General features: G+C 73.2%; 22 protein-coding genes. 6 read left to right on the forward strand and 16 right to left on the reverse strand.

All coding sequences use genetic code 11. The features are described 5' to 3' along the window. Window positions 1–4 precede the first annotated feature (4 nt). The 11 genes from OHS58_RS07115 to OHS58_RS07165 are packed head-to-tail and all read right to left on the reverse strand — an operon-like array spanning window position 5 to window position 10,791. On the reverse strand, window positions 5–685 hold the full coding sequence (locus OHS58_RS07115) for a 4'-phosphopantetheinyl transferase family protein (RefSeq protein WP_328647602.1): 681 nt from the start codon (window positions 683–685) through the stop codon (window positions 5–7). Then, window positions 682–1,818: an acyl-CoA dehydrogenase family protein gene (locus OHS58_RS07120; RefSeq protein WP_328647603.1), complete on the reverse strand. Its 1,137-nt coding sequence runs from the start codon at window positions 1,816–1,818 to the stop codon at window positions 682–684. The genes OHS58_RS07115 and OHS58_RS07120 overlap by 4 nt, the downstream gene beginning before the upstream one ends. Further along, window positions 1,811–2,962 carry an acyl-CoA dehydrogenase family protein gene (locus OHS58_RS07125; protein WP_326950638.1) on the reverse strand — a complete coding sequence of 384 codons (1,152 nt, stop codon included), beginning with the start codon at window positions 2,960–2,962 and terminating at the stop codon, window positions 1,811–1,813. The genes OHS58_RS07120 and OHS58_RS07125 overlap by 8 nt, the downstream gene beginning before the upstream one ends. After that, window positions 2,959–3,210: an acyl carrier protein gene (locus OHS58_RS07130; RefSeq protein WP_328647604.1), complete on the reverse strand. Its 252-nt coding sequence runs from the start codon at window positions 3,208–3,210 to the stop codon at window positions 2,959–2,961. Before OHS58_RS07130 ends, OHS58_RS07125 begins: the two co-directional genes overlap by 4 nt. An 11-nt stretch (window positions 3,211–3,221) precedes the next feature. Next, on the reverse strand, window positions 3,222–4,514 hold the full coding sequence (locus OHS58_RS07135; protein WP_328647605.1) for a type III PLP-dependent enzyme: 1,293 nt from the start codon (window positions 4,512–4,514) through the stop codon (window positions 3,222–3,224). Continuing rightward, window positions 4,498–6,000, reverse strand: a complete 1,503-nt coding sequence (locus tag OHS58_RS07140) for a class I adenylate-forming enzyme family protein (RefSeq protein ID WP_328647606.1) — start codon at window positions 5,998–6,000, stop codon at window positions 4,498–4,500. The genes OHS58_RS07135 and OHS58_RS07140 overlap by 17 nt, the downstream gene beginning before the upstream one ends. Then, entirely contained in the window at window positions 5,997–7,103 is a 1,107-nt protein-coding gene (locus OHS58_RS07145) for an acyl carrier protein (RefSeq protein ID WP_328647607.1), read from the reverse strand. Before OHS58_RS07145 ends, OHS58_RS07140 begins: the two co-directional genes overlap by 4 nt. Next, window positions 7,093–8,457, reverse strand: coding sequence for a TrpB-like pyridoxal phosphate-dependent enzyme (locus OHS58_RS07150; RefSeq protein ID WP_326950634.1), 1,365 nt, complete (start codon window positions 8,455–8,457; stop codon window positions 7,093–7,095). Before OHS58_RS07150 ends, OHS58_RS07145 begins: the two co-directional genes overlap by 11 nt. Further along, window positions 8,454–8,741 (reverse strand): acyl carrier protein, encoded by a 288-nt coding sequence (locus tag OHS58_RS07155; protein WP_247052908.1) that lies wholly within the window; start codon window positions 8,739–8,741, stop codon window positions 8,454–8,456. Before OHS58_RS07155 ends, OHS58_RS07150 begins: the two co-directional genes overlap by 4 nt. Window positions 8,742–8,797: 56 nt before the next feature. Continuing rightward, window positions 8,798–9,526: an alpha/beta fold hydrolase gene (locus tag OHS58_RS07160; RefSeq protein ID WP_326952486.1), complete on the reverse strand. Its 729-nt coding sequence runs from the start codon at window positions 9,524–9,526 to the stop codon at window positions 8,798–8,800. Next, complete coding sequence (locus OHS58_RS07165; protein WP_328647608.1) at window positions 9,526–10,791, reverse strand: glutamate-5-semialdehyde dehydrogenase; 1,266 nt, start codon at window positions 10,789–10,791, stop codon at window positions 9,526–9,528. The genes OHS58_RS07160 and OHS58_RS07165 overlap by 1 nt, the downstream gene beginning before the upstream one ends. Window positions 10,792–11,016: 225 nt before the next feature. On the opposite strand from OHS58_RS07165, the gene OHS58_RS07170 reads away from it, so the two are divergent. Genes OHS58_RS07170 through OHS58_RS07185 form a run of 4 tightly spaced genes read left to right on the forward strand, consistent with a single transcriptional unit; the run spans window position 11,017 to window position 15,160 of the window. After that, on the forward strand, window positions 11,017–12,018 hold the full coding sequence (locus OHS58_RS07170) for an aldo/keto reductase family protein (RefSeq protein ID WP_328647609.1): 1,002 nt from the start codon (window positions 11,017–11,019) through the stop codon (window positions 12,016–12,018). A gap of 22 nt (window positions 12,019–12,040) precedes the next feature. Beyond that, window positions 12,041–13,099 carry a fatty acid desaturase family protein gene (locus tag OHS58_RS07175; protein WP_326950630.1) on the forward strand — a complete coding sequence of 353 codons (1,059 nt, stop codon included), beginning with the start codon at window positions 12,041–12,043 and terminating at the stop codon, window positions 13,097–13,099. Then, a complete protein-coding gene (locus OHS58_RS07180; protein WP_328647610.1) occupies window positions 13,086–14,423 on the forward strand; it encodes an O-acetylhomoserine aminocarboxypropyltransferase/cysteine synthase family protein in 1,338 nt (445 codons plus the stop codon). Before OHS58_RS07175 ends, OHS58_RS07180 begins: the two co-directional genes overlap by 14 nt. Then, window positions 14,420–15,160, forward strand: coding sequence for a gamma-glutamyl-gamma-aminobutyrate hydrolase family protein (locus OHS58_RS07185; protein ID WP_328647611.1), 741 nt, complete (start codon window positions 14,420–14,422; stop codon window positions 15,158–15,160). The genes OHS58_RS07180 and OHS58_RS07185 overlap by 4 nt, the downstream gene beginning before the upstream one ends. Before the next feature lie 5 nt (window positions 15,161–15,165). On the opposite strand, the gene yczE is transcribed toward OHS58_RS07185, so the two are convergent. Together yczE and OHS58_RS07195 are read right to left on the reverse strand one after the other, a co-directional pair. Then, the gene (gene yczE / locus OHS58_RS07190; RefSeq protein ID WP_328649778.1) at window positions 15,166–15,786 is read right to left on the reverse strand and encodes a membrane protein YczE; all 621 of its coding nucleotides are present in this window, start codon (window positions 15,784–15,786) and stop codon (window positions 15,166–15,168) included. A 101-nt stretch (window positions 15,787–15,887) separates the two neighbouring features. After that, the gene (locus tag OHS58_RS07195) at window positions 15,888–17,066 is read right to left on the reverse strand and encodes an epoxide hydrolase family protein (protein ID WP_328647612.1); all 1,179 of its coding nucleotides are present in this window, start codon (window positions 17,064–17,066) and stop codon (window positions 15,888–15,890) included. 61 nt (window positions 17,067–17,127) lie between these two features. Here OHS58_RS07195 and OHS58_RS07200 point away from each other — a divergent pair, with 61 nt between their 5' ends. Further along, a complete protein-coding gene (locus OHS58_RS07200; RefSeq protein ID WP_326952492.1) occupies window positions 17,128–17,649 on the forward strand; it encodes a CGNR zinc finger domain-containing protein in 522 nt (173 codons plus the stop codon). Window positions 17,650–17,703: 54 nt separating this feature from the next. Here the strand turns inward: OHS58_RS07200 and OHS58_RS07205 are convergent, their stop codons facing one another. After that, window positions 17,704–18,354 carry a DUF4230 domain-containing protein gene (locus OHS58_RS07205; RefSeq protein WP_326952493.1) on the reverse strand — a complete coding sequence of 217 codons (651 nt, stop codon included), beginning with the start codon at window positions 18,352–18,354 and terminating at the stop codon, window positions 17,704–17,706. 97 nt (window positions 18,355–18,451) lie between these two features. Between OHS58_RS07205 and OHS58_RS07210 the strand changes: the two genes are divergently transcribed. Next, a complete protein-coding gene (locus OHS58_RS07210) occupies window positions 18,452–18,616 on the forward strand; it encodes a hypothetical protein (protein WP_328647613.1) in 165 nt (54 codons plus the stop codon). Here OHS58_RS07210 and OHS58_RS07215 read toward each other — a convergent pair. Together OHS58_RS07215 and OHS58_RS07220 are read right to left on the reverse strand one after the other, a co-directional pair. Then, window positions 18,571–23,883 carry an RHS repeat-associated core domain-containing protein gene (locus tag OHS58_RS07215; protein ID WP_328647614.1) on the reverse strand — a complete coding sequence of 1,771 codons (5,313 nt, stop codon included), beginning with the start codon at window positions 23,881–23,883 and terminating at the stop codon, window positions 18,571–18,573. The two genes, OHS58_RS07210 and OHS58_RS07215, sit on opposite strands and share 46 nt — an antisense overlap. A 136-nt stretch (window positions 23,884–24,019) precedes the next feature. Then, window positions 24,020–26,878: a helix-turn-helix transcriptional regulator gene (locus OHS58_RS07220; RefSeq protein WP_328647615.1), complete on the reverse strand. Its 2,859-nt coding sequence runs from the start codon at window positions 26,876–26,878 to the stop codon at window positions 24,020–24,022. Between the last annotated feature and the right edge of the window lie 54 nt (window positions 26,879–26,932).

Below are 26,932 nucleotides of genomic sequence, written 5' to 3' on the forward strand. Positions count from 1 at the left end.
CGGATCACCAGTGCGGAGCGGTGTGGAAGGCGCAGCTGAGCGGCACCGGCGATCGGGTGCGCAGGCTCAGCCAGGCGAACCCGCCCCAGTGCCCGGACACCGCGCCGGGCGGGACGTCGATCGACCAGGGCCGCCCGGCCATGCCGGTGCCCGCGGCCTTGACGCACGCTTCCTGCACGGTCCACACCCAGGCGAACTCCCGGGCCCGCCACGCGCGGGGCAGGGCGGTGACCTTCGGTGCGTGCGAGCCGAGGCACCGGCGCACGGTCGAGTCGGTCAGCCGGTCCGGGGGCAGCTGGACGTCCACGCCCACGTCTCCGTGCGCGCACACCGCCGCCGCGATCCGGTCCCCGTCGTGGGAGATCGTGATGCCGGGCAGCGCGAGGTCCGGCGCGCCGCCGGCGTCCAGCCGGGGCTTGCCCGCCGGGTCGGCGCGCAGCGGCAGCGCGGCCAGGTCGGGCCGCACCCGCCGCAGCAGGCGCCGCAGCAGGTGCCGGCCGGCGAGGAACTCCGTGCGGCGCCAGCGCGGCCGGGTGCCGGCGTCGGCGAGGTCGCCCGGGTGGGCGAGCGCGTCGCCGAGGTCGGCACGGGCGGCCGAGGCGACCCACACCCCGGGCGAGATCTCGGCGCCGTCGGCGGTGACGTCCAGGCCATCGCCGGCGTCGGCCCGCGTTCCGGCGGTCACGCGCGCAGCTCCTCGAGCAGGGTCCCGGCGCCGTCGGCGACCGCGCCGAGCATCAGCTCGGTCACCCCGCCGCCGATGCCGAACACCGCGGCCTCGGCCCGCACGAGCTGCAGGCCGTCGTCGGCGAACCCGTCGGCGCCGCGCCAGCGCGCGCAGCGCGAGAGCACCTCGTCGGGGGTGATCCCGATCGCGGCCTTCAGCATCGCCGCGCTCGTCGTGTCGTGTTCCTCCACGACCCGTTCGCCCAGGGCTTCGTACAGGGCGCGCAGTTCGCGCACCCGCACCAGGCAGCGCGCGAACTCCTGGCGGACCGAGTCGTGGTCCCACAGCGCGCGGCCGTCGATCTCCCGCTCGGTCAGCGCGGTCCGGGTGTCGGCCAGCACGCGGCTGGTGAGCGCGGTGGCCCACTGGGCGCCGGCGAGGCGCTCGGTGCCCATGTGCCGGGCGAACAGGGCCAGCCCGCGGCCGGTCCGGCCGAGCACGGCCGAGGCGGGCAGGCGGACCCCGGAGAACTCGACGTGCCCGGTGCCCGAGCCCGGGAGCAGGGTCGTCGTCGCGGGCGTGACCCGCACCCCGGCCGTGTCGGCCGGGACCAGGACCCAGGTGAAGGACGTGAAGTGCCGGCCGGGCCGGTGCCGGGCCAGTACCAGGAAGTACGCGGCGCGCGTCGCCGTGGTCACCCACCGCTTCGCGCCTTCGAGCCGGACGGTGTCGCCGTCGACCTCGATCTCCGTGCCCAGCCCGGTGAGGTCGGACCCGGCCGCCGCGGCGTCCGTGGCGGCCAGCGCGACCTCGCAGCCGCCGTCGGCGACCCGGTCGAACGCGGCCTCGGCCGGCCCGGTCCCGGCGGCCAGGATCGGCAACGCGCTCGCCGACTGCACCAGCACGCTCAGTGTGATGCCGTTGTCCCCGCGGGCGTCGACCGCGCGCAGGGTGGCGCCGAGCCGGTCCGGGTCGGCGACCAGGCCGGTCGGGGTGCGCCGGCGGTACTGCGCCCGCAGCACGCCGGCGGACCCGAGCGCCCGCCACACCTCGGCGGCGGGGGCGTCGGATTCCACAGTGGACAGTGATTCCGCCGCGTCCGGGGCGGGACCGGCGCGCACGCGCGAGTCCAGCAGCGCTGACTCAGGCAAAACGCACCTCCTGGTCGAGGAGGGTGAGCCGGCCGTCGGCGAGGTGCAGCCGGTCGTTGCTGTAGTTCAGCACCGCCGAGCGCAGGTCCCGCAGCGACTGCTCCAGCCGCGTCGGGGAGTCGCGCAGGTAACCGTGGCGCATCCCGACGGCGTCGACCAGCTCGTCGACGGCGCGGTAGCACTCCTCGGCGGCGGTGATCTTCACGGCGTTGATCAGCAGCTGCACCTTCGGCACGCTGAGGTCCGCGGTGGTCTCGACGACCTCGCGAGCGTGGTCGATCAGCGCGTGCACGGTGTCCAGCCGCTGGCGCGACCGCGACAGCCGCGTCATCAGCAGCTCCGAGCTCAAGTCGGTCTTCCCGCGGCTGCCGCGCAGCGAGCCGATCACCCGGGACAGCGCCCCGGCCGCCGTGCCCAGCCAGCACGACGCCCAGCCGAGGTGGGCCAGCGGACCGAACACGGTGGTGACGATCGTGTGGAAGTCGCCGTGCCGGCCGACGACCTGGTGGGCGGGCAGCCGCCCGCGCAGCTTCAGGGCGCCGCTGTCGCTGGCCCGCATGCCCAGCGGGTTCCAGCCGCCCGCCGGCTCGATCTCCACCTGCGAGCGGGCGGCGTAGACCAGCGAAACCTGGTTGTCCGCCTCGGAGTCCGGCGACCGCATGGTGATCAGGAACCCGTCGGCGTGCCGGCCCCCGGTGACGATCGGGGCGAAGCGGTCGACGAGCAGCTCGCCGTCGCGCCAGGCCGCGGCGGACTCGGCGGTCAGCAGGTGCCCGCCCTTGCCCGCCTCGGTGGTGACCGAGGCGATGTAGAGCCGGCCCGCGGCGATCTCGGGCACCAGCTCCGCACGCAGCTTGCCGTCGGCGTGTGCGAGCACGGCGGCGACCTGCTGGCAGTGCATGGCGAAGATCATCGCCAGGGACATGTCCACCCGGCCCAGCTCGACGCTGGTCTCGAGCATGTCGGCCAGCGATCCGCCGAGCCCGCCTTCCTCGGCGGGCACGAGCAGGCCCAGCAGGCCGGTGGCACGCAGCTCGTCGAGCGCCTGCACCGGGAACGCGGCGTCGTCGTCGGTCTCGCGGACGTGTTCGGCGGCGACCTTGGTCACGCGCCCCACGAGCTCGGCGAGGGGAGCGGTGGTCATGACGAGACCCCCTGGTGCTCCAGCTGAGCGCTGACCGCGGTCCACAGCGTGGCCGGGGTGGCGAAGGTGGCGTCGGTGATGTCCTCGTCCGGCAGCGAGATGCCGAACACGTCCTCGATCTCGAACAGCACGTTGATCGACTGCATCGAGTCCAGCCCGCACTCGCGCAGCGAGTCGTCCGGGCCGAGCTCGCGGCCGTTGAGGAACTTCAGGAACGGGGTCAGCAGTTCGGTCATGCGGGGGTCCATCGGTTCGCTCCTCATTTCGGGTCCGCCGTAGCGGGGTCAGTGACCGTGGTGGTCCTGACCAGTTCCACACGCGAGGTCCGCGCGGGGGTTCCGGGGCGGTCGCCGTCGACGACGACCTCCGCCGGCAGGGGGTGGCCCAGGAAGGCGATCAGGCTGGCGTACAGCCCGTAGGCGCCGACGTTCGGCACCGCCACCAGGTCGCCGGGGCTCAGTTCGGGCAGCTTCCCGTTGCGGGTCCAGGTGTCCAGCGGCGTGCACAGCGGGCCGGCGACGAGCGCGTCCAGTGCGGGCGGGCCGGCCGGGCCGAGCAGGTGGGGGTTGAGCGGCGGCAGCCGCCGCATCCCCGACATGCCGCCGAGGTGGTTGATGCCGGACTCCAGCACGACGATGTCCTTGCCCTGCGAGCGTTTGACGTCCAGCACGGCCGTGACGAGGGTGCCCGCGGTGCCGACCAGGTACCGGCCGGACTCGAACACGACCTCCGGGCCCTGCTCGCGCCAGCCCGGCACCTTCTCGCCGAGCAGCGCTTCGAGCCCTTCGCGCAGGCCGGGCAGTTCACCCGCGGTGCCTTCTTTCGCGAACGGGGCGCCGAAACCGCCGCCGAGGTCGAGGGTCCGGAAGCGGACCCCGTGTGATGCCAAGGCTTCCTGCAGCCGCACGGCGGTGTCCAGCGCGCGGCCGAACTGCCCGAGCAGGTCGTCGACCTGGGTGAGGTTGGTGCCCATGTAGAGGTGCAACCCGGCCGCCTCGGCGTGCGCGCCCCCGGCGAAGCGGGCGGGCTCGGCGAGGATCCAGCCGGTGTCGGCGCCGAACTGCGACGGCACACCGGTCATCGCCAGGCCCTGGCCCGGCACCGGCTGGTCGTCGTTGACGCGCAGCAGGTAACGGGCGTGGACGCCGGCCTCGCCGGCGAGCCGGTCGAGCTGGGTGATGGCGTACGGCGAGTCCACGGAGAACTCCCGCACCCCGGCCTGAAGCGCGGCCGTGATCTCGGCGTCCCGCTTGGCCGGGCCGGTGTAGAGCACCTGCTCGCCCGCCCAGCCGGCCTCGAGCGCGGCCCGCAGCTCGCCGGAGGAGCAGACCTCCGGGCGGGCGCCGGCCTCGCGCAGCTCGGCCAGGACGTCCGGGTGCGGGTTGGCCTTCAGCGAGTACAGCAGCCCGGTGCCTTCGGGCAGGGCCTCGTCGAGCCGCCGGTGGTTGCGGCGGACCTCGGCCAGGTCGTAGACGTAGGCGGGGGTCGGCAGCCCGGCGAGCTCGCCGGGCAGGTCCGCGAGCGGGGAAGGGTGCTCAGCGAGCAGCTCCACCGGACACCTCCTCCGCGATCGACGCCAGCGCCTTGCGGTCGACCTTTCCGTTGCCGGTCAAGGGAAGCTTCTCGACCAGGCGGCAGGTCGCCGGGATCTTGAACTCCTCGATCCGGGTGCGCATCGCGTCGAGCACGCCGTCGGCGGCCAGGTCGCCGGTGACGAACAGCCAGGCCGGGCGGGTGTCCTTCGGGACCAGCACCGCGGCTTCGCGGACGCCGGGCACGCGGCGGGCGGCGGCCTCGACCTCGGTCGCGCTGACGCGGAACCCGCGCTCCTTGTAGATGTCGTCGCGGCGGCCGTCGAAGTAGAGGTAACCCTCGTCGTCGAGCCGGCCGTAGTCGCCGGTGCGCAGTTCCGGGAACAGCCCGTCCACGCGCGGGAACTTCTGCTCGGTGAGCTCCGGACGGCGCCAGTACCCGGCCATCACGTTCGGGCCGCGCACCACGATCTCGCCGACCTCGCCGGCGGGCAGCCGCTCGCCGGCGTCGTCGATGACGAAGACCTCCGTGCCGGGCAGGGCCCGGCCGCTGGAACCGGGCCGGTCCAGGTCGCCGTCCACCGGCATGATGGTGGCGCGCTTGCACTCGGTCAGCCCGAACATCAGCTGCACGCGCAGGCCGGGAATGGCTTCGCGCAGGCCTTCCAGCGTGCCGGTGGGCATCGCCGCACCGGTGTTGGTGAGCAGCCGCAGGGCGGGGGCGGGCGTCGGGCGGCGCCGCAGCAGCGCGCTGAGCGCCTCGGCGACGGCCGGGACGGCGGGCAGCACGGTCGCGCCGGCGCGCACCAGGTTCCCGACCAGCGACGGCCCCACCTCGGTGGGCGCGCCCAGCGTCAGGTTCGAGCCCGCCGTGACGGACAGGAACACCTGGTACAGCCCGTAGTCGAAGGACAGCGGCAGCGGGCTGTAGACGACGTCGTCGCTGCGGTACTCCAGCACCGAGGTGATCGCCCCGACGGCGAAGAGCAGCTGCTGGTGGGTGCTGACGACGGCCTTGGGCAGCGAGGTCGTGCCCGAGGTGTAGATCAGGCACACGACGTCCACCGGCAGCGGGGGAACGGGCAGCTCGACGTCGTGACCGGGGCCGGCGGCGAGGTCCGCCACCGAGACGGCGGGGACACCGGCCGCGTCGGCCGAGCGCCGCACCTCGTCGTCGCCGGTCACCATCAGCACCGGCTCGGAGTCCGCGAGCACGTGGTCGAGGCTGCTGCCGCGGACCTGTTCGTGCAACAGGGAAAACGCGACCCCGGCACGGGCGGCGCCGAAGACCACAGCGGGCAGCAGGGTGCTCGCCGGGGCGTTGATCAGCAGCCGGTCGCCGCGGCGGGCGCCCCGGTCGGCCAGCGACGCGGCGACGCGCTGTGCGGCGGCGGCGAGCTCGGCGTAGGTCGTCGACTCGCCCCGGCAGGTCAGCGCGGTCCGGTTCGGCCACTGCCGGGCGGCGTGGTCGAGCAGTTCGTGGAGCACTCGCGGGGAGTAGGTCATCGTGTTCCTCCTGCGGCCAGGACGGCGCGGCAGAGGCCGTCGACGTGGGTGAGCTTTTCCGGGACCAGGTCCTCGGCGGCGAACTCGACGCCGAGGTCGCTTTCGATCCGCTCGACGATCTCCATCATCCGGAACGAGCTGAAGCCGGGGATCTCGCCGAGCGCGCCGGCGCCGGCGGGGGGTTCGGTGCCCAGCACGGTCCCGATCACCGAGGTGACGGACTCGCGGACCTGCACCGGGACCTCGGCGGTGTCCACTGTGGACGTCGCGGTGATCTCGACGATGCCGCCGAACGCGGTGTGGTCCGCGGCGAGGCACTCGGCGAGGCGGGGGAACAGCGCACGCGGCTCTTCCCGGCCCGCGGACACCCGGCGGCTCGCCAGGTAGACCTGCTTGGCCAGCGCGTCCCACTCCGCCAGGTGCGCCCGCACCGCGTCGGTGTCCAGCTCCATGGCCGCGGCGTGCAGGCGGCGGCTGCGGGTGAGCAGCCACGTCTGCAACGTCAGGCCCCGCAGCGCCCGGACCCGGTCGGGGTGATCGGCGTAGGTCGCCACGAACGAACCGGCGTCGGCCAGTTCCACCAGCGGCGTGCGCTCGGTGGCGGAGCCGTCGGCGACGAGGTCGAAGGTCAGCGCGCCCTCGGGGAGCGCTTCGGCGAACTCCGCGTGGCCGAGCGTCCAGCGGCCCGGCCGGGCCGCGCCCCACTGGGTGTCGTTGTGGTAGCCGTCCACGACGGTGACGCCGTCCTCGGCCGGCTCGACCAGGAAGCTGTGCTCCAGGTGCTGCTCGTGGAAGTAGGGCACCCAGGGCAGGTGGTAGGCGTCGGCCACGACGTAACAGCCGGGGCCCGGCGCGAGGCCGTCCGCGCCGTCGACCCGCTCGCGCCGGGTGACGCGCATTCCCAGCAGGGTGGCGGATTCGGTCACGTGCGCGTCGACCCGCGGCTCGACGGTGGGCAGGCCGTCCGCGCCCGGCCGGGGCCAGAAGCGCAGGACCCGGCCCAGCGCGAGGTGCGTGCCGTCGCCGTGGAGGCGGTCGGCGAGCTCGGCCAGGTTCACCTGGACGCAGTCGAAGAGGCGGTGGTCCAGCGGCTCAGACGGCATGACCACTCCCGGCGATCGCGAGTCCCTGGACCGGCTGCAGCTGGTCCATCGCCGCCAGGAGCGACTGCTCCACGGGCGGCTCGTTGCTGAGTTCGCCGTCCATCAGCTGCTGGTAGGCGGACAGGTCGAGGTAGCCGTGCCCGCTCACGCAGGCGACCACGCCGCGGGTGGGCCGGTCCTCGTCGTCGCGGCCCGAGGCCAGGCGCGCGGCGACGGCCAGCGCGTGTCCGGACTCCGGTGCGGGGAGCACCATCTCCGTGCGGGTGAAGACCTGACCGGCCTCCAGCGCTTCGACCTGGCCGACGGCCCGGGCGGTGATCTGGTCCTGGTGCCGCATGGCGGACAGGACCTTCGCCGCGCCGTGGAAGCGCAGGCCGGCCGAGTGCGAGTCCGGGATCGGGTAGGAGCTGCCGATCGTGTACATCGCCTCCATCGGGCTGACCCCGGTGGCGTCGGTCTTGTCGTAGGCGTAGACGCCGCGGGTGAGCTTCGGGGTGGTGCTGGACTCCGCGGCGACCAGCCGCGGGCACTCCGCCCCGGTCGCGGCGGCCTCGGCGAAGAACGGCAGGGCGAGCCCGCCGAAGTTCGAGCCGGCGCCGACGCAGCCGACGACACTGTCCACTTCGGCCTCCAGCTCGGCGAGCTGCTCGATGGCCTCCAGCCCGATCACGGACTGGTGCAGGATGCTGTAGGTCTCGCCGCTGCCGATGCAGAACGCGGCCCCTTCGGTGCGCCCGGCGTATTCGACGGCTTCGCCGATGGCCAGCGCGAGGCTGTTGAACCCGCCGCCGGCGCGGGCGGCGACCTCGGTCAGGTCGCTCGGGCTGGCGTGCACGGTGGCGCCGAGGGTCCGCATCAGCGTGCCCCGGTACGGCTTCTTCTGCAGGCTCGTGCCCACCATGAACACCCGGCAGCGCAACCCGAAGATCGAGCAGGCGGCGGCGAGCGCGGTGCCCCACTGCCCGGCCCCGGTCCCGGTGACCAGTTCCTTCACGCCGGCCTTGGCGTAGTAGTAGGCCTGCGCGAGCGCGGTGTTCAGCTTGTGGCTGCCGGAGATGTTGCCGCCCTCGTACTTGACGTAGATCGGCACCCGCGCGCCGACGGCCTCCTCGAACCGGCGGGCCCGCCACAGCTGGGTGGGCCGGAAGGTGCGGTAGGCGTCGAGCACCTCGGCGGGGATGTCCCAGAACTCGCGGCCCGGTGCGGACTGGCGCACCAGCGCGAACGGCAGGTTCACCGAGACCCCGGCGTCCGAGCTGCCGGCGGTCGCCTCCGGGCTGCGGTCGGGCGGCAGCGGCTCGTCCAGGTGCGGCAGCACGCTGCGCCAGCTGGTCGGCATCGCGACGGTGCTCATCGCTGCACCTCCGTCTCGCGGGCGCCTTCGGCGACGACCTCGACGAGGTCGTTGACCGTCTTGAAGGTGCGGCCGACGAACAGGTCGTCGGGCAGTGTCACGTCGAGGGTGTCCTCCAGCTGCACCAGCATGCCGACGAAACCCATCGAGTTGATGCGCAGCAGGTCGCCGCTGAGCGGCTCGTTGTCCTGGATCTCCTCCGGCGCCAGTGAAAGCCGGGATTCGGCGATCACCACGCGCTTGACGGAGTCGGAGACCGTCGTGTGGTCTGGTCCGGTTGTCATCTTTGCCCTCCCAGGCATTCGGGGATCGGTTCGTCGTTCTTCTTGCGCGGGGAAGTTCAGGCCGTGCGGGCCAGGTCGGCGTCGTTCCGGGCGAGGAACTCGTCGAGGTGGCCGAGCACGGCGGGCAGGGCTTTCCGGCCGAACACGTCGAAGTGACCGCAGTGCAGTTCGCGCACGCGCAGCCGCCCGGACAGCCGGGTCCAGTTCTCGATCTGGGTGCGGCGGTTCGGCCCGTCGCACGCCATCAGCAGCGCGGGGCCGGGGTGGGCGCTGGTCACCCGGTGCCGGCCCGACGCGGTGACGTGGGCGTGGGCGGTGGTTTCGGCCGACGGCTGGTCGCGGGGTGCGACCTTGGCGTGGACCGAGCGCATGATCCGCTCGACGACGTCGTCGCGCTGGGTCGCGGTGCCGAACTCGTCCCGGCGGGTGAAGCTGTCGATCATCACCACGGCGGGGGCCGGGCCGGTCTCGGCGAGCCGTGCGCCCAGCTCCCAGGCGAGGACGCCGCCCATGGACCAGCCCACCAGCAGTTCCGGGCGCCGCGGCAGGGTGTCCAGCAGCCGCAGGTACCGCCGCGCCATCGCGTCGACGTCCTCGTCGGGCTGCTCGCCTTCGAACAGGCCGCTGGCGCGGATCCCGCTCACCCCGCCGCGGCGGGCCAGCCGCACGGCCAGCGGGGTGTACGGGCTCAGGCCGCCACCGCCGGGGTGCACGAGCACCGCCTGCGAGGCCTGCGGCCGCCGGCTCAGCGGGAGCAGCAGGGGCGGCTTCGCGGGGGCGGTCATCAGTTCGCCTCGCGCAGCCGGCCGTTGGCCTCGACCACCCAGCTGTAGTTCACCAGCGCGGCCAAGGTGATCGGCCCGCGGGCGTGCAGCCTGCTGGTGCTGATCGCGATCTCCGAGCCCAGTTCCAGCGTGGGACCGTCGTTGAGCCGCAGGGACCCGTTGACGACGATGGTGGCCGCGTCCACCCGGTCGGTGAACTCGCCGGTGACCTCCGGGTCGGTGGCGGCGATCGCCTCGCTGTGCCCGGAGCCGTACCGCTGGATGAACTCCACGGCTTCGTCCGGGGAGTCCACCGCCACCACGCCGATCGTGCTGTCGAGGAACTCCCGGCCCAGGTCGTGCTCGCCGAGGGCTTCCGCCCGCCACGGCCCGGTCGTCTCCGGCTGCCGGATCCCTTCGCCGACCCGCAGGGTCAGCGGCCGGCCGTCGCGGCGGGCGCCGTCGAGCAGCGCCGCCACGAACTCGTCGGCCACCGGCCGGTCGACCAGGGCGATCTCCAGGGAGGTGCACCCGGCCGGCGCGGGCAGCTTGCTGTCCAGCGCGATCGCGACCGCCTGGTCCAGCTCGGCGCTCGAGTGCACGTAGAGGTGGTTGACCCCGCCGCCGCTGGCCAGCACCGGGATGGTGCCCGCGTTGTGGCAGTAGTCGACGAGCGAGGGGCTGCCGCGGGGGATGAGCACGTCGATCTCGTCGGGCCGGCGCAGCAGTTCCTTCATCAGCGCGCGGCTGGGGTCGTCCAGCACGGTGACCAGGCCCGTCGGCAGCTCGGCGTCTTCCAGTGCGGCGGTGACGGCGGCGCCGAGCGCGGCGTTGGTCCGCGTGATCTCCTTGCCACCGCGCAGGATCACCGCGTTGCCGGCCGCGACGTTGAGCAGCGCGCCCTCGACGGTGACGGTCGGGCGGGCCTCGAAGATCATCAGCACCACGCCCAGCGGCCGCGGCACGCGGCGACGTGTGCCCCAGTCGCCGATCGGGGTGCCCGGCGGGCGGTGGGTCAGCTCGCGCATCTCGCCGGCGACCGTCGACGTCAGGGTCACCAGGTCCGCCAGGTGCTCCTCGGTCAGCCGGAGCCGGTCGACGAGCACGTCGGGTAGGCCCTGCTCTTGAGCCCGGCCGACGTCGGCGTCGTTCTCCGCGCGGATCTGCGGCCACGCCGAGGTGAGCCGGGCGGCCAGCCCGGTGCAGAAACGGTCGTACGCTTCGGTGCCCAGCGGCGGGGCCGCCACGGTCGCCGCACGTGCGGCGGTCACGATCTTGTCTACCATTGTTCTCCCGACCTCGAACCGGATTCCAGCCGCGGCGACTCCGCGGCGATTCCGATGATTTCCCCCGGTAGATGACTCACGCTCCCACCGGGAAATGGTCGGGGCAAATGTGATCATGGCCCCGCTGATGGGCTCATCAATAGTTTCTATGACCCCATCAACCGCACCCTGTTCAGCGGTTCTAAACGTTGACTACGTGGAAATTTCCTTGGAGTGTCTTCAGGCATGGAACATCGACGACTGGGCCGCAGCGGCCTCTCACTGAGCAGGATCGCCTACGGCAATTGGATCACCCACGGATCGCAGGTGGCGGAAGAACAAGCGAAGAAATGCGTCGAAGCGGCGCTCGACGCCGGTATCACCACTTTCGACACCGCCGACATGTACGCGAACACCCGCGCCGAAGAGGTGCTGGGCCGCGCGCTGGCGGGCCGTCGCCGGGAAAGCCTGGAGATCTGCACCAAGGTGTACTGGCCGACCGGCCCCGGCGGCCCCAACGACCAGGGCCTGGGCCGCAAGCACATCATGGAGTCCGCGACCGGCTCCCTGCGCCGGCTCGGGACCGACTACCTCGACCTCTACCAGGCCCACCAGTTCGACACCACGGTCGAACTGGAGGAGACGATGCTGGCCTTCGCCGACCTGGTGCGCCAAGGCAAGGTCCTCTACGTCGGGGTCTCGGAGTGGACCGCCGACCAGATCACCCGCGCCGCCGCGCTGGCCCGCGAGCTGCGGGTCCCGCTGATCGGCAGCCAGACGCAGTACTCGATGCTGTGGCGCGTCATCGAGGCCCAGGTCATCCCGGCCTGCGAGCGCGAAGGCATGGGCCAGCTCGTCTGGTCGCCGATGGCCCAGGGCGTGCTCACCGGCAAGTACCTGCCCGGTCAGCGCCCGCCCGAGGGCTCCCGCGCCACCGACGGCGAGGGCAGCGGCTACATGGTCCGCTGGCTGCAGGACGACGTGCTCCGCAAGGTGCAGGAGCTGCGCCCGGTCGCCGAGGAGCTCGGCCTGACGATGGCCCAGCTGGCCCTCGCCTGGGTGCTGCAGAACCCCAACGTCACCTCCGCGATCACCGGTGCCTCGCGCCCCGAGCAGCTCACGGACAACCTCAAGGCCGTCGACGTCGTGCTCGAGGACGCCGTGATGGCCAAGATCGACGAGGTGCTCGACGGCGTCAGCCGCTTCGACCCGACGTTCATCGGCGTGCCGCTGACGGCCCTCGTCTGATCACGACTCCAGGGAGAAACGCGTGTCGGACACCGAATGGGCCTACGACGGAAAGCGCTATCGGTCGCACCGCTTCCCCGGTGAAGTCCGGGCGGAGCTGAAACCCCTCAACCGCAGCGACAACTGGCACGCCGGACTGGCGTGGCTGGAGGACGCCTGCTGGATCGCGGCGTGCGTGTGGCTGTGCGTCGCGGTGTCGTGGTGGTGCTACCCGCTGGCGGCGCTGGTCATCGGCGCCCGCCAGCGGGGGCTGTCCACGATCCTGCACGACTGCGCCCACGGCGTCGGCGCGGCCGACCACCGGGTGCGGATGCTGCTCGGCACCGTGCTCACGGCGTACCCGATCTTCCAGCAGCACTACGCCTACAAGGTTTCGCACGTGTTCACCCACCACCCGCGGCTGGGTGATCCGGACCAGGACCCGGACCTGCGGTTCTTCATCGAGCAGGGGGCCTACCGGGCCGCGTCGCCGCGGGCCTACGTCCGCCGGGTGGTGCTGATGCCGTTGTTCGGCACGCAGACCTGGGCCTACCTGCGGTACCTGGTGCGCAACCGGTACCGGGTGCTGCGGGCGGGCCGCTCCCAAGAGGCGTCGCCGGTCCAGCCCCGCAAGCGGGCGCTCGACCGCGTCGGGTTCTGGGCGTTCTGGGCCGTCGTCGCCGGCGTCTGCTGGTCACAGGGCTGGACGATGGAGCTGCTGCTGTTCTGGTTCGTGCCCTACCTGACGAGCTTCCAGATCCTGGGCTGGTACATCGAGCTGTCCGAGCACACCCCGCTCGTCCGGGACAGCCGGGTCGACCTGCACATGACCCGCAACCGCAAGAGCCGCGGCTGGGAGAAGTTCCTCACCGGCATCCACAACGACAACTACCACCTGGAACACCACCTCGACCCGCGCACGCCGTTCTGGAACCTCGGCAAGGCGCGGCGGGTGCGGCTGGCCGATCCGGAGTACGCCGCGGTCGACGCCGTGCTGGGCGGTCTGTTCACCCGTGGACCGCAGGGCCAGCCCAGCGCCGTCACCGCGATCGTCACGTCCATGTCCGAGCAGCCGAGGGAGCACGCCCATGCCGGTCGGTGACAGAGCCGCCAGCACGCCGAAGCAGTACCGGCGGCCCGAGTCCGCGGTGCTGCACGCCGGCGCCGAGCTGCGCACCGGCCCGACCGCGCCGGTGGTCACGCCCATCTTCCAGACCGCGGCCTACGAGCTGCCCGGCACCGGGGCCGCCGCGGGCATCTTCGACCTCAGCGAGGACGGCCACGCCTACACCCGCCTCAACAACCCCACCTGCGACGTCCTCGAGGCGCGGATCGCCGCGGTCGACGGCGCCCCGGCGGCGCTGGCCGTCTCCTCCGGCCAGGCCGCGACCACCGTCGCGCTGCTCAATCTGTGCCAGGCCGGCGACAACATCGTCAGCTCCGACGAGCTCTACGGCGGCACGTGGAACCTGCTGGCCAACACCTTCGCCCGGTTCGGCATCGAGACCCGGTTCGTCAGCCCGGAGGACCCGAAGAACTTCGCCGCCGCCACCGACGAGCGCACCCGGTGCTACTTCGGCGAAACCCTGCCCAACCCCAAGCTGCGCATCTTCCCCATCGAGGACGTCGCCGGGCTCGCGGACCAGGCCGGGGTGCCGCTGATGCTGGACAACACCCTGCTCCCGATGGTCTGCAACCCGCTGAAGTTCGGCGCGAACATCCTGGTGTACTCGGCGACGAAGTACATCGGCGGGCACGGCAGCGCCCTGGGCGGGCTCATCGTGGACGGCGGCACCTTCGACTGGACCCGCCACGCCGCGCGGCACCCGCTGCTCACCGAGCCCGACGCCGCCCACGGTGGTGAGGTGTGGACCGAGGCGGGCGCTGGGCTCGAAGGCGCGCTGGGCCGCAGCCCGTACCTGCTCAAGGCGCGGGAAACGCTGCTGCGCGACCTCGGGCCGTGCCTGAGCCCGTTCAACGCTTTCCTGCTCATCCAGGGCATCGAGACGCTGCCGCTGCGGATGCGGGCGCACGGGGACAACGCGGCCGCGGTGGCCCGGTTCCTCGCCGCGCACCCGGCGGTGGCCTCGGTCCGCCACCCGAGCCTGGCCGGCGGCGAGCAGGCGGACCTGCTCAAGCGGTACCTCGGCGGCAACGGCGGCCCGCTGGTGCAGTTCGAGCTCACCGGCGGGCAGGAGGCGGGCAGCCGGTTCATCGAAGCCCTCCGCCTCTTCGCGCACGTGACCAACATCGGCGACGTCCGGTCCCTGGCCACACACCCGGCGTCCACCACCCACGCCCAGCTGCCGGTGGCCGACCAGCTCGCTGCGGGCGTGACCCCGGGCTCGGTCCGGCTGTCCCTGGGCCTGGAGCACCCCGACGACCTGCTCGAAGACCTCACCCAGGCGCTGGAGCAGGCCCGGTGAGCCGCCCGCTGATCGCGCTCGCCGCGTCGGCCGAACCGGTCGACGACGTGTCGCACATCGCGGTGCGCGAGGTCTACGTCCGGGCCCTGGAACGGGTTTCCGGCTGCGCGGTGGCCGTCGTCGGCGGCCCCGCGCCGTACCTGGCGGAGCTGCTCGGCCGGTTCGACGGCGTCGTGTTCGGCGGCCACCAGACCGACGTCCAGCCCGCCCGCTACGGCGGCGCCCCCCGGCTCGCCCCGGCGGACCCGGCCCGCGACGAGCTCGCGTTGCGGGTGCTGCCCGCCGCGTTGCGGGCGCGGCTGCCGGTGCTGGGGGTCTGCCGCGGGCTGCAGGAGCTCAACGTCGCCTTGGGCGGCACCCTGCGCGACCTGCCCCACGACGGGCACCGCGAGGACCTCTCGCAGCCCCGGGACCGGCAGTACCTGCCCGCCCACGAGGTCCGCCTGCGCGAAGGCGGGGTGCTGCGGCGGCTGCTGGGCACGTCGGCCGTCTCGGTCAACTCGCTGCACCACCAGGCCATCGACCGGGTCGCCCCGGACCTGCGGGTGGAAGCGGTGTCGGCCGACGGCGTGATCGAGGCCGTCTCGGCCACGACGGGCTCGTTCTGCCTCGCCGTGCAGTGGCACCCGGAGTGGTACGCCGGCACGGATCCGGTCTCCGCCGCGCTCTTCCGCGAGTTCGGCGTCGCGGCCCGGCTGGCGGCCGACCGCCGATCGCACCTGGCCGCGGCCGGCTGAGCCGCTCAGCCCGGCTTTCCCTTGCCACGCCCCATGTCCAGCAGCGGCATGAACAGCTGGGCCAGCGGCCCGATCGTGCAGGCGTACAGCACGGTCCCGATGCCCACGGTGGCGCCGAGGGCGAACCCGATCACCAGCACCGCGATCTCGATGCCCCAGCGCACCGCCCAGATCGGGTGCCCGCGCTGGGCGAGCCCGGTCATCAGGCCGTCGCGCGGCCCCGGGCCGGCCTGCGCGCCGATGTAGCAGCCGGTGGCGAAGCCGTTGAGCGCGATGCCCGCGATCAGCACGACCCAGCGCAGCCACAGGTGGTCGAACGACGGCAGCAGCGCGAGGGTGACGTCCATCGAGGTGCCGACGAGCAGGACGTTGCACAGCGTGCCCAGCCCCGGTTTCTGCCGCAGCGGGATCCACAGCAGCAGCACGGCGGCGCCGATCAGGTTGGTCCAGACGCCGATGCTGAGCCCGACCGTGCGGGTCAGCCCCTGGGCGAGCGCGTCCCACGGCTCGACGCCGAGCCCGGCCGCCACGACCATCGCGTCGCTGATCCCGTAGAGCACCAGCCCGAAGAGCAGCTGGCTCCCGCGCCGCACGGGCCTGCCCGGCGGGATCAGTGGCGACTGCAGCAGATCGGCCGCCCGCACGCGTGATTTCGGCACCGTCCGGGCCACCCCTTCCCCGCAGAGTCGTCCCGAAGTCTACGGGCACCGGCGTCCCACCGCGCGGCTCAGCGCACCGGCGTCGCCCGGAAGGGCCGGAAGAACTCGCGCAGTTCCGCCGCGTACAGCTCGGGTTCCTCGAACGGCGCGAAGTGGCCACCGCGCGCGGGCTCGGTGACGCGTGTGACGTTCGCCGTGCGCTCGAGCCACGCCCGCGGCGGTGTCAGGAAATCCCCGGGGAACAAGGAAAAGCCGGACGGCACCTCGACGCGCCGGGCGAGCCGCTCGGGTGGGATCGCGGAGTTCGCGCGGTACATCCGCATCGACGAGCCGATCGTCGCGGTGAACCAGTAGAGCGTCACGTTGGTGAGGATCTCGTCCTTCGTGAAGCTACGTTCGACGTCGCCGCCGCAGTCGCTCCACGCCCGCATCTTCTCGACGATCCACGCGGCCAGCCCGACCGGCGAGTCGGTCAGCCCGAAGGCCGCGGTCTGCGGCTTCGTGCGGTGCATCGCCGCGAAGGCGCCCTCGGTGCCGCTCCAGGCCGGCCAGGCGGCCAGCCAGGTCCGTTCCGCCGGCGTGAGGTCCGCCGGGTCGCCGGTGAAGACCGGCAGGCCCGGGTCGGTCCGGTGGACCGCCACCACCCGCTCGGGGTGGTCGAGCGCGAGGAAGCGGCTCACCTGGCTGCCGACGTCGCCGCCCGCCGCGCCGAACCGCGCGTACCCGAGATCGCCCATCAGCTCGGCCCACAGCCCGGCGACGGCGACCGAGTCGAGGGGTGCGGCCGGCCGGTCCGAATAGCCGTAGCCCGGCATGTCCGGCACCACGACGTCGAACGCGTCGGCGGGGTCGGCGCCGTGCGCGCCGGGATCGGTCAGCAGCGGGACGACCTTCGAGTAGCGCCAGAACGAGTCCGGCCAGCCGTGGCTGAGGACCAGCGGAAACGCGGTCCCGGCCGCGGCTTTCGCGTGCACGTAGTGGATCCCGAGGTCGCCCACCGGCGCGTGGAAGCGGGGGAGCCCGCCGAGTGCGGCCTCCTGCGCCGGCCAGTCGAACTCGTCGGCCCAGTACGCGGCCAGCTCGCGAAGGTAGGCGACGTTGGTGCCGAGTGCCCACCCGGCGTCTTCGGGGGCGTCGGGCCAGCGGGTCGCCCGGATCCGCGCACGCAGGTCCTCGATGGCCGCCGGCGTCGTCCGGGGGGTGAATGGGTCGGCGGTCGCCGTGGAGGTCTTCTCGGTTGTCGACACCGGCAAAGGCTATAGCCGGTGTCGGTGACCGTCAACACCGGTATGGGGTTACAGTGGTGTCGTGAACATCGCGGTGGCGGATCTGACCCTGGTCGAGCAGTTCCTCAACACGCTCGACCAGCGGACCTTCCGCTGGCACGGCGAGAAGCGCGTTGCCGCCGACCGGCTGACCTCGGTCGAAGCGCTCTCCGAGTGGCTCGAGGAGCACGATCTGGTCGCCGAGGGGCAGCGGCTGCGCCCGGCCGACCTGGCCGCCGCCGTCGCCTTGCGGACCGCGCTGCGGGAAGCGCTCACCGACGGCGCCGCGCGGGCCCTCGCCGAATTTCCCCTGCGCCTGGCGCCGGACCCGGCCGGCGGGCTGCGCGTCACCGCCGACAGCGGCGTACCCGGCCTCGACCCCATCCTCGAGACGGTGGCGGTGAACGTGGCGAGCGGTGGCTGGCACCGCCTGAAGCTGTGCGCGGCGGAGGACTGCCGCTGGGCGTTCCACGACACCTCCCGCAACGGCGGCGGCCGCTGGTGCACGATGGAGGCGTGCGGCAACCGCACCAAGACCCGCGCCTACCGCCGCCGCACGAGCTGATCTCTTTCCGGTCGCCCACTGTCCTCAGTGGACTCCCGGCGACGGCGGGCCCGGTCAGCCGACGGCGTTGTCGGCGTAGTTCACCGTGATGTTCTTGAAGCCCAGTGACTGCAGCAGGCCGACCAGCATCGTCCGGGTGTTCTTCTCCGCGTCGGCCACCAGCGGGCTCTTCTCGGCCGCGGCCTGGATCTGCTTCTGCGCGAGTTCGTACAGCGCCTGCTGCGAGTTCGGGTTGCCGCTGAGGAACTCGTTGATCCGGGTGAACAGGCCCTGCTGCTGCGCGTAGACGTGGGACTCGTGCACGTCCAGGGTCGCCGGCTCCAGCTGGGCGTGGCCCAGGGTGATCGTGGCGGACAGGCGGTCGTCGGAGACCTTGATCGCGTCGCCCTTCAAGTGCGAGAAGTCGACGAAGGCGTTGTCCGTGCCGACGCCGATGAACAGCGTGTCGCTGCCCACGAGGAAACTCGGCAGCACCGAACCGGTCGTGATGTCGACGACCACCTGGAACGAGCCGCTGGCCGCCTCGTAGCGGGAGAGCTCGACGATCGACTGCAGCAGCACCGGACCCGAGTGCTCTTCGGTGTGTTCGGCGAACGGGTTCCGCAACTGGGGTAACAGGTGTACGGCCGATCCGACGAGCACCGCCGCGACGACGACCACTACGGCCACGGCCATGGCGATGAGCCGCTTGCCCCATTTACTCATACCGGCAGGAATACCCACGTCGCCGCCCGGTCAAGCGGCCGGCGGCGGTACGGTGTTGCCCGCTCGCGTGGCCGGCCCTCCGACGACGGGAAACATCGTGCGCAAGTCCCTGTGGCTGTGGATCCTGCTGATCTTCCTCGTCGTCCTGGTGCTGGGAATGATCTTCGGCGGCTACCGCATGGGCACCAAGCTCGGCGAAGGCCCGCCGGGCGGCGATCAGCCGTCGACGTCCATCGCGTTCGGGTCCTTCGGCGGCTTGTAGGTCGCGTTGAAGTCCGCGATGTCCTTGTCCGTGATCGACTTGAGCTCCTTCGGGTCGAGGTCGCCGCGCTCCAGCGCGGCCCAGTCGTCGGCCGTCGGGTTCTTGTAGAAGCCGCCGTAGCCCGGCCATTCGCCGGTGCGGGCCGCGTCGCGGGCGCCGTGCATCTCGGCCGCGTCCCACTTGTCGATCGGCTTGGTCGTCACGTGGCCGGTGCCGTCCACCGTGTGGCCGCCCGCCGGGGTCGCCTGACCGGCCTGCGGGTTGTACCGCATGCCCTCGCCGCCGGAGTGCATGTCGTCGACCATCTTGTGGTAGGAGTCGTCGGCGATGTCCATCCGCTTCTGCTCGGCGTCGTAGGAGGCCCGGTCCGGGTGGTTCGGGTCGGCCTTGACGGCGTCCCGGCGGTCCTGCTCGGCCTTCGCCGCGTCCGCCGTTTCCTTGTCGTGGAGCGGGTGGTCCTTGTTGTGGACGTGGTTGGGATCGTCCCCGTGGTAGACCTGATCCGAGAAGCTGTGCGGCTTGTCGTAACCCGCGCCGATGGTCTGCGAGTTCTGGAAGCCCTGCTGGTGCCCGTAACCGAGCTGGTTGAGCTGCACCGCGCTGCTCGGGTCGTTGGCCTCGATGGCGTTGCGCTGCGCGTTGCGGTACGACCCGAGGCGGTCGTCGTAACCGAGCTTGTCGTCCTTCGTCGTGTTGGGCGAGTCCCGGACGTCGCCCTTGGTGAACCCGGACTCGTGGTTGCTGCCGCCCTTGCCCGTGCCCGGGTGGTACCGGTGGTTGGCGTAGTCCTCGTAGTACGCGTTGGCGTTGTTCTCCAGCGGCTTGCTGCTCTTGTCCGCCCGGGAGCCCTTCGCGGCGCCGTTGTCGGTCAGGATGTCGTAGCCGGCGGCGTGCTCGGACTGGTGCGTCTTGTCCCCGTCGATCTTGAAGTCGTGCTTCTCGTCGAGGCGCTTGCGCTCGGCGTTCCGGTCGCCGTAGGTGCCTTCCGGGTACTTGCGCTTGCTCGTCGACGGCCCGGAGTTCCCGCGGGCGTAGGGGTGCGCCTGGGCCTTGGCGGCCGCGGCCGCGCAGGGCGTGGTCCGCGTCGGGGCCAGGCCGAGCGGGTCGATCATCGCGGTCGGGTTGCCGACGTAGGCCAGGGAGTCCGGCGCCGGGGTCAGGCCCAGCGGGTCGTGGGAGAGGTACCGGCCGGTCTCCGGGTCGTAGTAGCGGTGCCGGTTGTAGTGCAGGCCGGTCTCGGGGTCGTGGTACTGGCCCGGGAACCGCAACGGCGTCCCGGCGGTGCCGCCGGCCGAGACGACCGGGCCCCACAGCGCGGTGTGCACGTGCCCGGCCAGCGCGCCGGTGTCGTCGACCAGCTCCGCGGGCGCCCCGACCAGGTCCGAGACGATCGCGTGGAACCGGTCGCCGCCGGCCGCGCCGAGGACGCGTTCGGTCTGGGTGAGCGGCAGCCGCGCGCCCGGCGCGTACTCCCACACCGTGGCGACCGGCGGCCGTCCCGGTCCACTGTGGACCTGTTCGGCGGGGAGCTGGCCGTCCCAGGCGAATTCGACCTGCTCGGCGACGCCGCCGGTGGCGTCGAGGCGCTGCTTGGCGACGCGCCGGCCGAGCGGGTCGTAGCGGTAGCGCCACCCGACACCCTCCGGCGTGCGGACGCCGAGCAGCCGGTTCTCCGTGCTCCACTCGTAGGTCCAGCGCTTCCCGCCGCGCTCGCGGGCGGTGACGCGCCCTTCGCCGTCGTGGGTGTAGCCGGTGGGGCCGGCGGTGGTGAGCAGGGTGCCGGTGTAGGCGCGCGGACCGGTGGCCTCCGGCGCGCCGGACCAGCCGGCTCCGGTGACGGCGCCGGTCACGTCGTAGTCGTAGTTCTCCTGCCAGCGCGGGCCACGCACCGCGCGGACCCGCCCGGCGGCGTCGACGTCGAGCGTGCGCGGCCCGGAGATCAGGTCGTCGACGCCGGTGAGGTAGCCGTCGATCAGGTAGCCGTACTCCCGCCGCTGCACGGTTTCCGCGCCGCGGAGCACCGTCTGCGCCGAGAGCTGCCCGGTGGGGGTCCAGTCCTGGCGCAGCTCCGCCACCGGCCCGGCGCCCTTGTGCAGCCGGCGCACCGTTTCGCGGCCCGCGGCGTCGTAGCCGAACCGCAGGGTGCGCCCGGCGGTGGCCAGCGCGGTCGGCCGGTCGGCGGCGTCGTAGCCGATCACCGACTCCGCGCCCGACGGCGTCCGGCGGCCCACGCGGCGGCCGAGCGGGTCGTAGCGGGAGTACACGACCCGGCCGTTGATCGACTCGGACAGCACGCGGCCGAGCGCGTCGTAGGTGAACCGGACCTCGCTGTGCGCGTTGGCCGCCGACAGCATCCGGTCGGCCGCGTCGTAGGTGAACACGGCGACCTCGTCGGCGCTGCTGCGCCGCACGACCCGGCCCACGCTGTCCCGTTCGAGGGTGATGACCTGCCCGGCGCCGTTGGTGCGGTGCACGAGCCGGCCCGCGGCGTCGTAGCAGTAGCGCAGGACACGCCCGTTGTAGTCGGTCTCGCCGACCTTCCGGCCCGCGGCGTCGTACTCGTAGCGCCACACCAGGCCGCGTTCGTTGGTGACCGAGGTGAGCCGCAGTTCGGTGTCGTAGCCGTACTTCAGCGTGCCGCCGCCGGGGCTCCGCTCGCTGACCGGCACGTCGAACTGGGCGTACTCGATGCGGCTGACGCCCCCGCGCGCGTCCGTCCGCTCCTCGAAGCTGCCCCGCGCCGTCGAGGCGAACCGCTCGACCGCGCCGTCGGCGTCCCGCGCCTGCACGAGGTTGCCGGCGGCGTCGCTGACCAGGGTGGTGGTGTGGCCCAGCGGATCGGTGGTGCTGGTGGTGTTGCCGAGCGCGTCGTAGCCGTAGCGCCACACGGCGCCGTCCGGCTCGGTGACGAGCACGGGGAGCCCGGCGGCGTTGGCCTGGATCCGGGTGACGCCGCCGAGGGCGTCGGTCGCGGAGTCCACGGTGCCGGTGAAGGGGTCGTAGGTGTAGGCGGTCGCGGCGCCGGTCGGGTCGACGGTGCGGGCGAGGCTGCCGCGCGCGTCGTACTCGTAGCGCCACACGGCGCCGTCCGGTCCGGTCACCGCGGCGGGCCGGCGCCGTTCGTCGTAGCCGACGACCATGCGGCCGCCGTCGGGCCGCGTCACCGCCGTGAGGTTGCCGATCTCGTCGTAGTCCCAGCGCGTGACGTGGCCGAGCTCGTCGGTCTCGGCGACCACGCGCCCGAAGCGGTCCCGCTCGGCGCTGGTGGTGTGGCCCAGCGGGTCGGTCTGCCCGATCACCCGCAGCCGCTCGTCGAGCCGGTAGCGGGTGACGGCGCCGAGCGAGTTCGTGACGGTCGTGACGCCGGGCTCGTAGGCCAGTTCGGTGTTCAGGTAGCCGCCGGTGCCCTGCGCGCGCACGCAGCGCCCCTGGGCGTCGTAGCCGTAGCGGTACCAGCGGCCGTTGACGTCGTCCCAGCGCACCAGCCGGCCGTCGGCGTCGTAGGTGAACTTCTGCGGGGTGCCGACCGCGTCGACGACCTCGACCAGCCGGCGCGCGGCGTCGTAGCCGTACTCCGCCAGCGGGATCGGGGAGCCCGCGGTGCGCAACGCCGTGACCAGGCCGTCGGCGCTGTCGATCTCGACGCGGTAGCCGCCGGAGTGCTCGATGGCCACCGGCACGCCGTCGCGGTAGCGCAGCACGATCCGGTTGCCCGCGCCGTCGACGACCGCGCGCAGCGGCAGGGTGGTGGCGCCGCGGCCGGCCGCGAAGTAGCGCATCCGGTCGGACTGCGGGTCGCCGACGATGAACCCGTGCCGGACCCGGCGCAGCGCCAGGTACGGGCCGCTCTCCGGGACCACGGCCTCCACCCCGCGCGGGACCGGGTAGCGCAGCAGCGTGCCGTCGGCCAGGGCGAGGTGCAGCCCGTCCGGCTCGACCTCGAGCCGTTCGTCCAGCGTCGAGGTCCAGGTGGGGCCGAACAGCCGGCCCGCGCGGTAGGTCGACAGGTGCGTGCGCGCGACCACGAGCGGCAGCGCGCCGGGCAGCGATACGTCCTCCTGCTCCAGCATCACCGCCCCGGTCGCGACGTCGATCGGGTCGCCGCAGTCCGTCTTGTCCTTGGTCGGCGTGGTGTGTTCGTCCGGCTTGGCGTTGTTGTCCTTGATCCGCGGCCCGTCATCGGGCTTGCCCTTCGGCGTCGACGACGGCTTCGTGTCGCCGCCGTCGGGGCCTTTCGACGCCGGGGGCGGCGTGGGGTCGGGGCTCTTGGGCGTGTCGTCCGGGCCCTTGGACGCGGGCGGCGGATCGGTCTTGGCCGGCGGCGCGTCCGCACCCGAGGAATGCGTACCGTCGCCGTCACCCTTCGCACCGGACGGCGACGTGTTCCCATCACCCTTCGGCGGCGGATCCGTCTTCGCCGGCGGCGCATCCGGCCCACCCTTGCCCTTCGGACCACCCAGATCCTTCGGGTTCCCCTTGATGTCGATCTTGTTCGGCGGCGGAGACGCCTTACCCGGCTTGATCTTCCGCAACGCCTTCGCCGCATCCGAGAACAGATCCCCGGCCCGCTTCAGCAACGGAACCAGCGCCTTGAGCGCCGTAACGAGCCGCTTCACCAGATCCGCGATCTTCGACGCCGTCTTCGCCACCGCACCGATCACCTGCGGCACCACCCAGGTAAGCCCGATACCGAGCGTGAACACGACCTGCAACGCCCAGCTGATCAAGTGCCCGATCAGCTCCGCGATGATGTCCCGCACCAACGCCCGCACCGCGGCAACGACCTCACCAGCGGTCTTCACACCACCGGAAGCGCCTTCACAACCCTTCTGCGCCGTGTTCAGCAACGTCACCGTGTCATCAGCGCGCTGCCGGTAGCTGTCACCCGCGGGCCCGGTCCACGACGCCGTGTCCGCCTTGACCATCCCGGTCAAGTCCTCACCGATACTGCCCAGCTCGGTCGCGATGTTCTTCCACGTCTCCGACTGCGCCGCGATCTCATCCGCGTTGCCCGTGAGCCCGTTGAGCGCTTCCTTCAACGGGCCGACGTGCTCCATCAGCCACCCGACACCCGCGGCGAGGACCGCCCCGAACGGGTCCATCGCCATCGACAACGCGTCCAGCGCCGTGCCGACGGCACCCATCGCGACCGAAGCCCAGTCGCCCGACTCGATCGCGGACTTGAGGTCGGCCGCCGACTCCAGCAGCGAGACGCCCGAATACGCCTTCGTCGAGTCCTTGGTCTCCGCGACCAGCGGATTGCTCACGTGCGACTTCCCCTCCACCGGCCGAGCTGCAACAAGTGAAGTTAACAAGAACCATCCGGGTGAACCACGTGAACCCCGGCTGAATGCCTCTTCGCCCCGTCGATCTTGCCCCGTTCCTCGTGCGGTCCACGAGGACTCACGGGCCGATGTCCGAGGCGTAGGCGAAGAGGGTGACGCGGTCGGGCAGCTTCGTCTTCGTCATCAGGCTGGACACGTGCTTTTCCACCGTCTTCGGGGAGATCAGCAGCCGCCGGGCGATCTCGGTGTTGCCGAGCCGGTGCGCCAGGAGCCGGAACACGTCGTACTCGCGGACGGTGACGCCGGCGTCGAGCAGCTCCCGGGGGAGCCGGTGCAGGCCGGGGCGTCGCTGGCGGACCGGCTCGCCCGCGCGGCGCAGCAGGACCCGGCACGCGCCGGCGACCGCCGGGACCGCGGCGTCGTGGAAGTACTCCTCCGCGGCGCGCAGCCACGGCACCGGGTCACCCCAGCCGTCGGCGAGGGCGGCCTCGGCCACGAGCCGGGCCCCGAGGTGGATCGCCATCCGGTACGGGCGGGCCGCGTCCCGAGCCTCCTTCGCCGCGGCTTCCGCGCGGGCGCTGTCGCCGTGGCGGCCGTGCAGGACCGCCTCCGCCAGCGCGGTGAACTGCCGGTTCCAGCGCAACCGGCCCGCCGGGGCCGCGGCCGCGGCGGCCAGCTCGGCCGGGCCCAGGTCGCCGGCCAGGACGTCCAGCAGCGGCCCGAGCCCGTGCCGGCCGGACAAGGGCGCGCCGCCGGCGAGCCCCAGGTCGCGCCGGGCGCGGTCCCGGTCCTCCTCGAGCAGGGCGCAGAACGCCTGGGCCAGCCCCAGGCCGGGGTCACCGTCGGCGGCGCGGATTCCGGCCAGCGCCTCGGTCATGCCCGCCCGGTCCGCTTGGTGGGCGGCGCAGACGGCGCGGGTGACGCGGACGTGGCGGACGACGGCGTCGAGGTGGTGACGCTCGGCGGCCGCCGCCAGCCGGGCCGGCTCGCCGGGCCGGTACTCGCCCCCGAGCACCTGGCCGTACCGGACGATCCGGGCGTCCGCCGCGTGGCTCACCGCCACCGCGCCACCGCGGTCCGCCTGGTCCCGGGCCAGCACCAGGCCGCCGACGTCCCCGTCCGCCTGCGCGAGGTGCTCGCCCAGCCGGAGCAGGACGTGCGTGCGCCACAGCGGCAGCCGGTGCGTGTCGGTCAGCAGCCGGGCCCGCTCGAGGTGGTCCCGGGCCGCGTCCGGATCCCGCTCCCAGGTGAGGGCGCCGAGCGCGAGCAGCGCCTGGCAGGCGACGACCGCGTCGTCGTGCCGCTCGGCCTGCGCCAAGGCGGCTGCGGCCAGCCGCCCGGCCTCGCCGGGGTCGGCTCCGCCCGGGGCCTCCAGCAGCAGGAGCGCGTGGACGGCGTCGATCGCCGCGCCCTGCCGGTCCGGGCCGGCGGACCCGTGACACGCCCGGGCGGCGGCCACCTGGGCGAGCCCGGCGTCGTACCGGCCCGCCAGGCAGGCGGCCCAGGCCAGCCGCGCGTGCAGCGCGGCGGCCCGGTGGAACAGGCCGACCTCGTCGAGCCGGCCCGACAGCTCGAAGGCCCGCTCGACCTGCCCGGTCTCGCCGAGCACGTAGGCCAGCGATTCGAGGACACCGCCGCGCAGCGGGAGATCGGGGCTGTCGGTCAGCAGCGCGTCGGCGCGGCCGAACAGCCCGACCGCGGCCCCGGCCGCCCCGACGGCGAGCGCGCGCTGCCCGGCGTCCGCGAACAGCCGTCCCGCGACGGCCCGGTCGCCCGCGAGCCGCCGCAGCTCCGCGACCCGGGCGCACCAGTCGCCGGGGAGCCCGGGGTGCAGCCGCTCGGCGGCGTCCGCGGCGAGGCAGGCGAGCTCGGCCCGCCGGGTGGGACCCAGCCGGGTGAGCACGGCTTCGACGGTGAGCGGGTGCCGGAAGGCGTACCAGCCGAGCGCCGCCGGGTCCGGCTCGACGAGCCGCGCGTCGATCACGGCGTCGAGGAAGCCGGCCACCGTCCGGTCGTCGGCCCCGGCGGCCCGCTGGACCACCGGCGCGGCGAACCGGGCACCCATCACGGCCGCGGCGGCCAGCAGCTCGGCGCCGTCGGATCCCAGCTGGGTCATCCGGGCCTCGATGCTGGTGACCAGCGCGACGGGCACGGTCCCGGCCGGTTTGTCCGCGAGGTGCCAGCCGTCGGCCCGTTCGAGCAGCAGCCCGTCGTGGATCAGCTCGTGCAGGAGTTCTTCGACGAGGAACGGGATCCCGGTGCTGAGCTGCCACAGGTGCCCGGCCGTCGCGCCCGGCACCCGCTCGCGGTCCGTGCCGAGGCACGCCGCGATCACGCCGTGCACGTCGTCGCGGCCCAGCCGGTGCAGGGTCCGGACCGCGCAGACGCCGTGCCGGGCCGCCGAGCGGGCGATGTCGCGGGCGGTGGAGGTGTGGTCGCGGATCGTGCCGATCAGCAGCACCCGGGCCGATTCCAGGTTGTTGACCAGGTACTCCAGCACGAACAGGGTCTCCGCGTCGGTGTCGTGGAGGTCGTCGAGCACCAGCACGCAGCCGCCGGCCCGGCCCACCACCGCGAGCAGCCGCAGCACCGCCTCGGCGACGACCAGCAGCGGCGGCGCCGGGTCGTCGTCCGGGCCGGTGCGCCAGTCCGGGACGAGGACGCCGAGCGCCGGCAGGTACGGGCCGAGCTCGGCGACGTCGAGGGGTTCGGTGTCCCGGGTCAGCGAGAGCAGGGCCTCGGCCAGCGGGCGGAACGGCACCAGCGGGCCGATCGAGCTGCCCTGGCCGCGCAGCACCCGGGCGCCGCGCCCGGCCGCCCGGGCGGCCACCTCCCGCGCGAGCCGGGACTTGCCGATCCCGCTTTCCCCGACGAGGACGACGGCGCGGCCGTGCCCGGCCAGCGCGTCGTCGAAGGCCGTGGCGAGCTCCCGCAGCTCGCCGTCCCGGCCGATCAGGTCCGGCGACCGGATCAGCATGCCCGGTGGGTACCGGGTAACGGGACATGATCATCGGAATAATCGTATTCGCTC

Source organism: Amycolatopsis sp. NBC_00348 (assembly GCF_036114655.1).
Taxonomy (GTDB): domain Bacteria; phylum Actinomycetota; class Actinomycetes; order Mycobacteriales; family Pseudonocardiaceae; genus Amycolatopsis.

Excerpts from the sequence above, each read along its gene's own strand:
- OHS58_RS07160 (WP_326952486.1), bottom strand. The coding sequence starts at position 9,526 with ATGACCGCCCCCGCGAAGCCGCCCCTGCTGCTCCCGCTGAGCCGGCGG.
- OHS58_RS07150 (WP_326950634.1), bottom strand. The coding sequence starts at position 8,457 with ATGAGCACCGTCGCGATGCCGACCAGCTGGCGCAGCGTGCTGCCGCAC.
- OHS58_RS07220 (WP_328647615.1), bottom strand. The coding sequence starts at position 26,878 with ATGCTGATCCGGTCGCCGGACCTGATCGGCCGGGACGGCGAGCTGCGG.
- OHS58_RS07170 (WP_328647609.1), top strand. The coding sequence starts at position 11,017 with ATGGAACATCGACGACTGGGCCGCAGCGGCCTCTCACTGAGCAGGATC.
- OHS58_RS07130 (WP_328647604.1), bottom strand. The coding sequence starts at position 3,210 with ATGGACCCCCGCATGACCGAACTGCTGACCCCGTTCCTGAAGTTCCTC.
- OHS58_RS07165 (WP_328647608.1), bottom strand. The coding sequence starts at position 10,791 with ATGGTAGACAAGATCGTGACCGCCGCACGTGCGGCGACCGTGGCGGCC.
- OHS58_RS07180 (WP_328647610.1), top strand. The coding sequence starts at position 13,086 with ATGCCGGTCGGTGACAGAGCCGCCAGCACGCCGAAGCAGTACCGGCGG.
- OHS58_RS07145 (WP_328647607.1), bottom strand. The coding sequence starts at position 7,103 with ATGCCGTCTGAGCCGCTGGACCACCGCCTCTTCGACTGCGTCCAGGTG.
- OHS58_RS07155 (WP_247052908.1), bottom strand. The coding sequence starts at position 8,741 with ATGACAACCGGACCAGACCACACGACGGTCTCCGACTCCGTCAAGCGC.
- OHS58_RS07140 (WP_328647606.1), bottom strand. The coding sequence starts at position 6,000 with ATGACCTACTCCCCGCGAGTGCTCCACGAACTGCTCGACCACGCCGCC.
- OHS58_RS07205 (WP_326952493.1), bottom strand. The coding sequence starts at position 18,354 with ATGAGTAAATGGGGCAAGCGGCTCATCGCCATGGCCGTGGCCGTAGTG.
- OHS58_RS07125 (WP_326950638.1), bottom strand. The coding sequence starts at position 2,962 with ATGACCACCGCTCCCCTCGCCGAGCTCGTGGGGCGCGTGACCAAGGTC.